The organism is Actinocrinis sp. (assembly GCF_035650855.1).
Classification (GTDB): domain Bacteria; phylum Actinomycetota; class Actinomycetes; order Streptomycetales; family Catenulisporaceae; genus Actinocrinis.
Genome location: NZ_DASRGV010000370.1, coordinates 1 through 9079, shown reverse-complemented (window position 1 = coordinate 9079; position 9079 = coordinate 1). Strand labels below are relative to the sequence as shown.

7 protein-coding genes are annotated in these 9079 nt (G+C 70.0%); 2 read left to right on the top strand and 5 right to left on the bottom strand.

The window, feature by feature from the left end:
- On the top strand, positions 1 to 815 hold an 815-nt coding region (locus VFB40_RS26100; RefSeq protein ID WP_324855233.1), incomplete at its 5' end, for a cytochrome c oxidase subunit I.
- Positions 816 to 854: 39 nt separating this feature from the next.
- Here the strand turns inward: VFB40_RS26100 and VFB40_RS26095 are convergent.
- Entirely contained in the window at positions 855 to 1382 is a 528-nt protein-coding gene (locus VFB40_RS26095) for a MarR family winged helix-turn-helix transcriptional regulator (RefSeq protein WP_324855231.1), read from the bottom strand.
- A 200-nt stretch (positions 1383 to 1582) separates the two neighbouring features.
- On the opposite strand from VFB40_RS26095, the gene VFB40_RS26090 reads away from it, so the two are divergent.
- Positions 1583 to 3355, top strand: a complete 1773-nt coding sequence (locus VFB40_RS26090; protein WP_324855229.1) for a glycoside hydrolase family 15 protein — start codon at positions 1583 to 1585, stop codon at positions 3353 to 3355.
- A gap of 14 nt (positions 3356 to 3369) precedes the next feature.
- Here VFB40_RS26090 and VFB40_RS26085 read toward each other — a convergent pair whose 3' ends face one another.
- From VFB40_RS26085 to VFB40_RS26070, 4 genes are all read right to left on the bottom strand, one after another.
- Positions 3370 to 3774: a lipopolysaccharide assembly protein LapA domain-containing protein gene (locus tag VFB40_RS26085; protein ID WP_324855227.1), complete on the bottom strand. Its 405-nt coding sequence runs from the start codon at positions 3772 to 3774 to the stop codon at positions 3370 to 3372.
- A 169-nt stretch (positions 3775 to 3943) separates the two neighbouring features.
- Positions 3944 to 5011, bottom strand: a complete 1068-nt coding sequence (locus VFB40_RS26080) for a YoaK family protein (protein WP_324855225.1) — start codon at positions 5009 to 5011, stop codon at positions 3944 to 3946.
- 45 nt (positions 5012 to 5056) lie between these two features.
- Entirely contained in the window at positions 5057 to 6931 is a 1875-nt protein-coding gene (locus tag VFB40_RS26075) for a thiamine pyrophosphate-dependent enzyme (protein ID WP_324855223.1), read from the bottom strand.
- Positions 6932 to 6947: 16 nt separating this feature from the next.
- Positions 6948 to 9079 (bottom strand): FAD-binding and (Fe-S)-binding domain-containing protein (locus VFB40_RS26070; RefSeq protein ID WP_324855221.1); only part of this gene is annotated, 2132 nt, incomplete at its 5' end.

Genomic DNA, 9079 nt, shown 5'->3' with positions numbered 1-9079 from the left:
GGCTTTCCTCGACCGTCTGGGCGCATCACATGTTCACCACAGGCGCCGTGATGCTGCCCTTCTTCTCGCTGATGACGTACCTGATCGCGGTGCCCACCGGGGTGAAGTTCTTCAACTGGATCGGCACCATGTGGCGCGGCTCGCTGTCGTTCGACACGCCGCTGCTGTGGGCGGTCGGCTTCCTGGTCACGTTCCTGTTCGGCGGGCTGACCGGCGTGATCCTCGCCTCTCCCCCGCTGGACTTCATGGTGCAGGACTCGTACTTCGTGGTCGCGCACTTCCACTACGTGCTGTTCGGCACGGTCGTCTTCGCGATGTTCGGCGGGTTCTACTTCTGGTGGCCCAAGTGGACCGGGAAGATGCTCGACGAACGGCTCGGGAAGATCCACTTCTGGACCCTGTTCGTCGGCTTCCACACGACGTTCCTCATCCAGCACTGGCTCGGCGCGGAGGGCATGCCCCGCCGGTACGCGGATTACCTGGCCTCGAACGGCTGGACGACGCTGAACACGATCTCCACGATCGGCGCGTATCTGCTGGGGCTTTCCACCCTGCCGTTCCTGTACAACGTGTACAAGACGGCGAAGACCGCCAAGCGGGTGACCGTGGACGACCCGTGGGGCTGGGGCCGCTCGCTGGAATGGGCCACCTCATGCCCGCCGCCACGGCACAACTTCGCGTCGCTGCCGCGTATCCGTTCCGAGTCCCCGGCCTTCGACCTGCACCATCCGGCGATCGTGCGCCGGGAAATCGAGCGCGGCCTGCGCAGGCCGAAGGACGTCGGCGGCTTCGAGGACCAGACGCAGAGTCTTTGATAGGCGTAGAGTCGTAGAAAGCGCTGCGTTGCCAGCCGCTCAGTGCCAGCCGGGTACCTCGGCGGGCGGTTCCCCGGCCGCGTCGGTGAACGCGCGCAACGCCAGTACCAGGTCCGCGCGCCGCTCCGTAGGCATCGTGGCCACGATCCGGCCGATGTCGACCCGGCGCGCCTCGGTCACCTCGCGCACCACCCGGCGCCCGCGGGCGGTGAGGCCGAGCCGCACCTCGCGGCGGCTCTTCGGGTTGGCCGCCTTCTCGATCATGCCGGCCGCCGAAAGCCGCTCGACCATGCGCAGCGCGTTCGACGAGTTGACCCCCAGCCGCTCGGCCAAGCGCACCAGGCTGCTCGGCCCATGCGTGTCCAGCACCACCAGCATCCGGTACTGCGGCACGGTCAGCGTGCCGTCCACCGCGGCCAGCGAGCGGGTGGCGATGGCCACGAAAAGCCGTGAGGCGGTCAGCAGCGCGCCGACTAACTCCTCCGCGGCGACGTCGGCCACGATCGCGGCCGAATCCGAGGAGACGTCATCGGGCACTGATACGGGCGACTCACCGAGTGCATGCATACGCACATTTCTACCGGTCAAGCCGTCGCCGGGCCATATCCGCCGCGCAATCGCCCCCGGCTCGTGCCGCGGCCCCGGCACGCCGGTGGCGCACGACGCGCCCGCCGAGCCAGCGTGGCGCCGCATTTCCGCACATGAATAACTTGACGAAAGCGGGGCAATTCAAGCCGCATGCCGGATGGACCTGAGCGGTGGCCTCGATGAACGACCCGTTCTCTCCGATGACGCTGCGCGACTACGCCCTGATCGCCGACGGCGAGCGCGGCGCGCTGATCGGACCACACGGCGAGATCGCCTGGATGTGCGCGCCGTACTGGGACTCGGACGCCGTGTTCTCCACGCTGATCGGCGGCTCCGGCGCGTACTCGGTCACGCCGAAGCAGCGCTTCGTCTGGGGCGGCTACTACGAGGACGACGCGCTGATCTGGCGTAGCCGGTGGATCACGCAGGACGGCATCGTCGAATGCCGCGAGGCGCTGGCCTTCCCCGGCGACCCGCACAAGGCCGTGCTGCTGCGCCGCATCCTGGCGCAGGACGGCGACGCGCACGTGCGGATCATCTTCGAGCCGGCGGCCGGATTCGGCGCACACCCCGCCCGGAAGCTGGCGAAGGACGAGCACGGCGACTGGACCGCGCAGGCGGGCGGCCTGCGGTTCCGCTGGAGCGGGGCCGAACGCGCAAAGCCGGCCGGGGGCTCGCGCTCGCACCGGCTGACCCTGGATCTGACCGTGCCCGAGGGCGATTGCCACGACCTCGTGCTGGAGGTCTGGGACGGTCCGCTCGGCGACCCGGTGGATCCGCAGGACGCCTGGCGCTCGACCGAGCGGGCGTGGGCCGAGCAGATCCCCGCCTTCGAGAACACGATCGCGGCGCCCGACGCGCGGCTGTCTTACGCCGTGCTGCGCGGGCTGACCACCTCGGGCGGAGGCACTGTCGCCTCGGCCACGACGAGCCTGCCGGAGCGCGCCGAAGAAGGCCGCAACTACGACTACCGGTACGTATGGATCCGCGACCAGTGCTATATCGGCCAGTCGATCGCCGTCACCGGTCCGCACCCGCTGCTCGACGATGCGGTCCGCTTCGTCACCGCGCGGCTTCTCGAGGACGGCCCTCAGCTCACGCCCGCCTACACCGGACGCGGCGAGCACATTCCCGACCAGCGCCGCCTCGACCTGCCTGGTTATCCCGGCGGCTACGACCTGGTCGGAAACTGGGTCAACAAGCAGTTCCAGCTGGACGTGTTCGGCGAGGCGCTGCTGCTGTTCGCCGCCGCGGCGCGGCACGACCGGCTCGACACGGACGGCTGGCGGGCCGTCGAGATCGCGGCGAAGGCGATCAAGCAGCGCTGGCGCGAGCCGGACGCGGGCATCTGGGAGCTGGAAGACCGCGCGTGGACGCATAGCCGGCTGACCTGCGCGGCCGGGCTGCGCGCCATCGCCGGGCTGAGGTCGGCAGCGACGACGGTGCACGCGGTCGACTGGACTAGCCTCGCGGACCAGATCGTGGCCGACACGGCGAAGAAGGCACTGCACCCAGAGGGCCGCTGGCGGCGTTCGCCCGACGACGACCGGCTCGACGGCGCGCTGCTGCTTCCGCCGCTGCGCGGCGCGATTCCCGCCGACGATCCGCGAACCGCGCAGACCCTGGACGCCTATGTGCAGGAGCTGACGCGGGATCACTTCGCTTATCGGTTCCGCCACGACGGGCGCGAGCTGGAGGAGGCGGAGGGCTCATTCGTGCTCTGCGGCTTCATCACCGCGCTCGCGCAGCTTCAGCAGGGCCGGAAGTTGGAGGCGGTTCGCTGGTTCGAGCGCAACCGCACGGCGTGCAGCTCGACCGGGCTGTTCTCGGAGGAGTACGACGTTCGGCAGCGGCAGCTGCGCGGCAACCTCCCGCAGGCGTTCGTGCACTCGTTGATGATCGAGACCGCCGCGCGTATCGCCGAGCAGACTGATGGCCTCAAGAACGACTGACGAGGCGCAGGCGGTCAGGGCGCGGACGGGTCGGTCGGCGCGGGCTGGACGGGCTCCGGCGGACGCGACCGCGCCCTGCGGGCCTGGCGCCGCGCGGCCATGCGCAACTGCAGCATGCGGCCGCCGCCGGGCACGACCACGAGCAGGATGCCGAAGATGGCGGCGAGCAGCAGCGCCACGCCCAGCGGCAGATGGCCGTGCACGCCGAAGTACGCGATCTCGACCTCCCGGCCGTTCTCCAGGATGAAGATCAGCAGCAGGAGCAGCACGACGGCGCCGGAGGTCAGCAGGATCCAGAGCCCGCCGAGGCGGCTCGGCCGCACCGGGTTGACCGGCCTGGCGGTCGGCCCGGCCAGCGGCGCCTCGCCGGTCGGCCGGGTGGGGGCCTGAACCTGCTCGCCTTGCTCGGGGTTCGTCATCGCCGGCTCCTGCCCGCCGCCGTATTCGGCGACTGTTTCGTCCCGTCCTGTGCCTTATCCGACACTGATACCCGCGAACGGGCGTTGTGTGCGTCAGACACGCCAGCAGGCAGGCGCCGGCCCACCCTCGGCGTATTCCACCGAAGGCAGACCCGGCGCCGTTCAGCCGCTACTGCTGCCAGTTCTGCTGGTCCTGGTCCTGGTCCTGTCCCTGACCCTGCTGCTGCCAGTCCTGCTGGTCCTGCTGCCGGCCCTGGCCCTGCGGGTCCTGCTGCTGGCCCTGGGCGCCGTTCTGCTGAGCCTGCTGCCCGTCCTGCTGGCCGCCGCCGTAGCGCTGCTCGACCTGGTCGCCCGCCGCGCCGATCTGCTGGTCGAAGCGGTGACCGGTCTGACCCTCGGCGAACTGCTCGCCCTTCTGGATCGCCTCGTCAGCCTGCTGCGGGTGGTCCTTGGCAAGCTGCTCGGCCTTCTGGAGCTCGTCCGACCACTGGCTCATAGAATCGCCTCCTTCGCTCGTCTGCTGCCTTTTCTCAGCCCCGTCTCCAGACCTTGAGCCGGAAGCCCGCTGGTACCCATCTTGTCCGGGTTCATTCTGATTCAGCACGCCGACGGCGATCACGAGCGCGCCGACCGGGATCAGCGCCCCATATGCGTGCCAGGCCACGTACGCGGCCGCAGCGAGCAGAGCGGCGATAACGTACGTCGACACGACGGCGAGCCGCGCATATTGCTCCGTTGGTTCATTCGGGTCGGTCTCGCGCAAGCGCAGACGGCGGCCTAAGGCGTTCGCCAGGGCGGTCCAGGTGCCGGTGATGTACGTCGTGGTGCCGCCCGGCAGCTTCAACCTTCGCGTGACCGAACTCTGCAGGCCCATCGCGGCGCCGACGAGCACGATGAGCCCGTACTCCGCTCCTCCGCGTGGCGGACCGGCCAGATTCAGCCACCAGGCCGCAGCCGCGATCAGCAGGCACAGTTCCACGCCGAGCCCGGCGCGCACGTGTCGCGCACCGGAGTCCGCGGCGGTCGCCACGCCGAAGCAGAACGCGGCGATGACGTACGCGGCGAGCGCGGTGGCGGACCGGTACGCGCCCGCGTAGTCCCCGGAGGCGACGCCGAGGCCGAGCAGCACCGTGTTGCCCGTCATGTTCGCCGGAAAGACGTGGCCGAGGCCGAGGTAACTGAGCGCGTCCGTCGCGGCCGCCGCGATCGTGAGCGCGACCAACCGCACCGACTGCACGCTCAGCCTCCCGTCATGCCGGTCCGTCTCGCCGCATTGAGATCGCTAGGAGGCATCTTCGTCGTGATGCTCGGCGTCCGCGCTGTCGCGCAGCTTGCCGACGACGCCGGAGACGGCCTGGCCGATCCGGCCCGGGATGAAGTGGCCGGGGCTGGCGTCGAAGGAGGACTCGTCGAGCATGTCCTTGACCATCTGCAGCGCGATCCGGTTGCGGTTCGGCGTTCCGTTGCGCAGGGCCGCCGCCAGCTTCTTGACCTGGTCCTTCTTGACCTTCGCCGGGATCGGCGGCTCGTGCGGGTCGACGACGCACTCGACGATGACCGGGCCGTCCGTCGCCAGCGCCTGCCGCAGCTGGTCGCCGCAGCGGGCCGGGTCCTCGATGCGCACCCCCTTCGCCCCGCAGGCCTCGGCGAACTTGACGAAGTCCAGCGGGGCGAACTGCACGCCGAACTCGGGGTTGCCGAGGAAGACCATCTGCTCCCACTTGATCAGCCCGAGGGTGTCGTTGCGGACGACGACGATCTTGATCGGCAGCTTGTGCTGCACGGCGGTGAGGAAGTCGCCCAGCTGCATGGTCAGCGAGCCGTCGCCGGTGAACACCACGACCTGCCGCTCGGGGTACGCGGTCTGCGCGCCGATCGCGTAGGGCAGTCCCGCGGCCATCGAGCAGTTCGTGCCGGAGAAGCTGAACCGCTGGTCGCGCCGGATCTTGATCTGCCGCGCCGCCCAGGTGGTGACCGTGCCGGAGTCGCCGCACACGATGGCGTCGTCGGCGAGCGCGTCGTTCAGCGCCCAGGCCGGCACCTGCGGCTTCATCGGCTTGTCGGGGCTGGTGCCGCGCTCCTCGACCAGCTTCCACCACTCGCGCATGCCGTCCTGAGCCTTCGTCAGGAACTCGCGGTTCTCGTTGCGCGGCAGCAGCGGCAGCAGTTCGGCCAGCGTGGCGCGGGCGTCTCCGGCCAGCCCCACGTCAACCGGGTAACGCAGGCCGAGACGGTCCGGCTTGTCGTCGATCTGCACGCAGACCGCCTGGCCGGGGCTCGGGTAGTACTCGATATAAGGCATCGTCGATCCGACGATCAGCAGCGCGTCGCACTCCTCCAGGGCCTCTTCGGAGGGCCGGGAACCGACCAGCGCGATCGGTCCTGTGGTGTACGGGCTGTCGTCCGGCACGCAGTCCTTGCCCAGCTGGGCCTTGATGATCGGGGCGCCCAGCTGCTCGGCGACCGCCTCGAGTTCGGCCCCGGCCCCGCGCGCGCCGGCCCCGGCCAGGATCGCCACCTTCCGGCGCCCCGAGAGCACCTGCGCCGCGGCCTCAAGGTCCTGATGTTGTGGGACGCGTACCGGCGGCCGCCAGTTGGTGGTCGTGTGGCCGGGCACGTTGCGCATGTAGCGGCCGCCGCTTTCCGCGGGCATCGCCTGGTAGTCGATCGGGAAGGCCAGGTGCGCCGGGCCGCGCTCGCACAGCGCGGTGCGTACCGCGTAGTCGAGGGCGTTGATGACGTGCGCCGGTCCCATGATGCGCTGGTTGTAGACGGTGACGTCGTTGAACATGTAGTCGGTGTTGACGTCCTGCAGATAGCTGGTGCCGATCAGGTCGTGGTACGACATGCCGGTGATCGCCAGCAGCGGGGCCTGTTCGGTGCGCGCGTCGAGCAGGCCGTTGAGCAGGTGCGCCGCGCCGGGCCCCGAGGTGGAGAAGCAGACGCCGAGGCGGCCGGTGAACTTGGCGTAGCCGACTGCGGCCATCGCGGCCACCTCTTCGTGCCGCACGTGGACGTAGCGGATCTTGTCCGCGTGCTTGCGCAGCGCTTCCATGAAGCCGTTGATGCCGTCCCCGGGCAGGCCGAAGACGACGTCGACGCCCCAGTCCACGAGCCGCTGAACCATGACGTCGGATGCGGTCAGCTGGTCGGCCATGGCGGTCGACCTCCCTTCAGTCGGATGCGGGGCCTGGCACGGCCGGGACGCTGTGTTCCGGGGCGCCGGACCGCGGCCCGGCCTGGCCCTCGCGGATCGCCATGGCCAGCACCTCGGCCAGGTGCAGGCCCTCGCGCGGGCTGCCGGCCCGGATCTGGCTGCGGCAGCTGAATCCGTCGGCGACGATGAGCGTGCGCTCGGCCGCCGCGCGCACCGCCGGAAGCAGCGCGCGCTCGCCGGCGGCCATCGACACCTCGTACTTCTCGCCGGCCTCGTAGCCGAAACTCCCGGCCATGCCGCAACAGCCCGGTTCGGCCATCTGGACGCGCAGCCCCATCGCCTCCATGAGCTTCTTGTCGGACTCGAAGCCCATGACCGCGTGCTGGTGGCAGTGCGTCTGCACGAGCACGTCGCGTTCGAGGCGCGGCGGCTTCCAGCCCTCGGCCCTGGTGTCGAGGAACTCGGCGAGGGTCAGGCTCTGGGCGGCGAGGCGCTGGGCGCGGGCGTCGGACGGATAGAGGTTGGTCAGCTCGTCGCGGAAGACGGCCAGGCAGCTGGGCTCGATGCCGACGAGCGGCACGCCCGCGTCGATGTCCGGGCCGAGCGCGTCGAGAATTCGGCGCAGGTATTTCTTTGCGAGCGTGAGCATGCCGTAGTCGTAGAGCGGGCGGCCGCAGCACAGCGTCTGCTCCGGGATGCGGACCCGGTAGCCGGCGGATTCCAGGACTTCGACCGCTGCGATACCGGTGCGCGGCTCCAGGTAGTTGGTGAAGGTGTCCGGCCACAGCAGCACGTGCGGGCCGTCTGGGTACCGGGGCTTGTGCTCGGCGAACCAGGAGGCGAAGGTGCGTTTCGCGAAACGCGGCGCTTCCCGGTCCACGGCGATCCCGGCGGACTTCTTCAGCAGGGTGCTGATGGCGGGCGCGTGGGTAGCGGCGTTGGCGAGACGCGGGACGCGCGAGGCGAGGCGGGCCCAGACGTTGATCAGCCCGAGCGCGTAGGCCTGGCGCGGACGCAGCCTTCCGGCGTAGTGGTGATGCAAGAACTCTGCTTTGTATGTGGCGACGTCCACCTTGACCGGGCAGTCGCCCTTGCAGCCCTTGCAGGCCAGGCACAGGTCGAGGGCCTCCTTGATGTCCTCGTTGCGCCACCTGCCGTCTACGGACCCTGAGGCGTCGGCCATCTCCTGCAGCAGCCGGGAGCGGCCGCGGGTCGAGTGCTTCTCCTCGCGGGTGACCATGAAGCTCGGGCACATCACCCCGCCCTCGATGTGCCGGCAGGTGCCGACGCCGAAGCAGCGGCCGACCGCGTTGGTGAAGTCGCCGCCGTCCTCGGGGTAGTTGAAGACGGTGCGCAGCTTGCGCGGCGCGAACTCGGTGCCCTCGCGCAGGTGGGTGTCCATCGGGTACGGGTCGATCAGCTTGTGCGGGTTCATCCGGTTGTCCGGATCCCACACCCGCTTGAACGCCTCGAAGGCCTCCATCAGCCGCGGCGGGAACATCTTCGGCCACAGCTCGGCGCGGCCGTGGCCGTCGCCGTGTTCGCCGGAGAGCGACCCGCCGAAGGAGACCACGATGTCCGCGGCCTCCTCCATGAAGCGCCGGAAGTTGCGGATGCCGCCCTTGGTGCGCAGGTCGAAGTCGACGCGGCAGTGCACGCAGCCCTGGCCCCAGTGCCCGAACAGCACGCCCTCGTAGCCGTGCTTGTCCAGCAGCTTGAGATAAGAGCGCAGGTAGTCGCCGAGACGCTCCGGCGGGACCGCGGCGTCCTCCCAGTTCGGCCAGCCGGGGTTGCCGCCGAGGCCGACCGGCATGCGCGTGGTGCCCGCCGAGTGCTTGCGCACGTTCCACACCGCGGTCTGCTCGTCAGGGTCCTCATAGAGGCGGTGGTTCGGCGCCGTCGGGCGGCGGTCCAGCTGCCGCTTCAGCTTCTCAGCCTTCTCATTCGCCTCCTCCTGGGTGTCCCCGCCGAACTCCACGAGCACCCAGGCCTCGCCCTCGGGCAGCAGCTTCGTCTCGCCGTGCAGGATGTGCTTCGCGGCCATGTTCTGCACGACCTGCCGGCTGGTGAACTCGACGCCGATCGCTCCGGTCTCCACCAGCCAGGCCGCGTCGTCGCCGGAGCTGGGGATGTCCGGGTAGCCGAGCA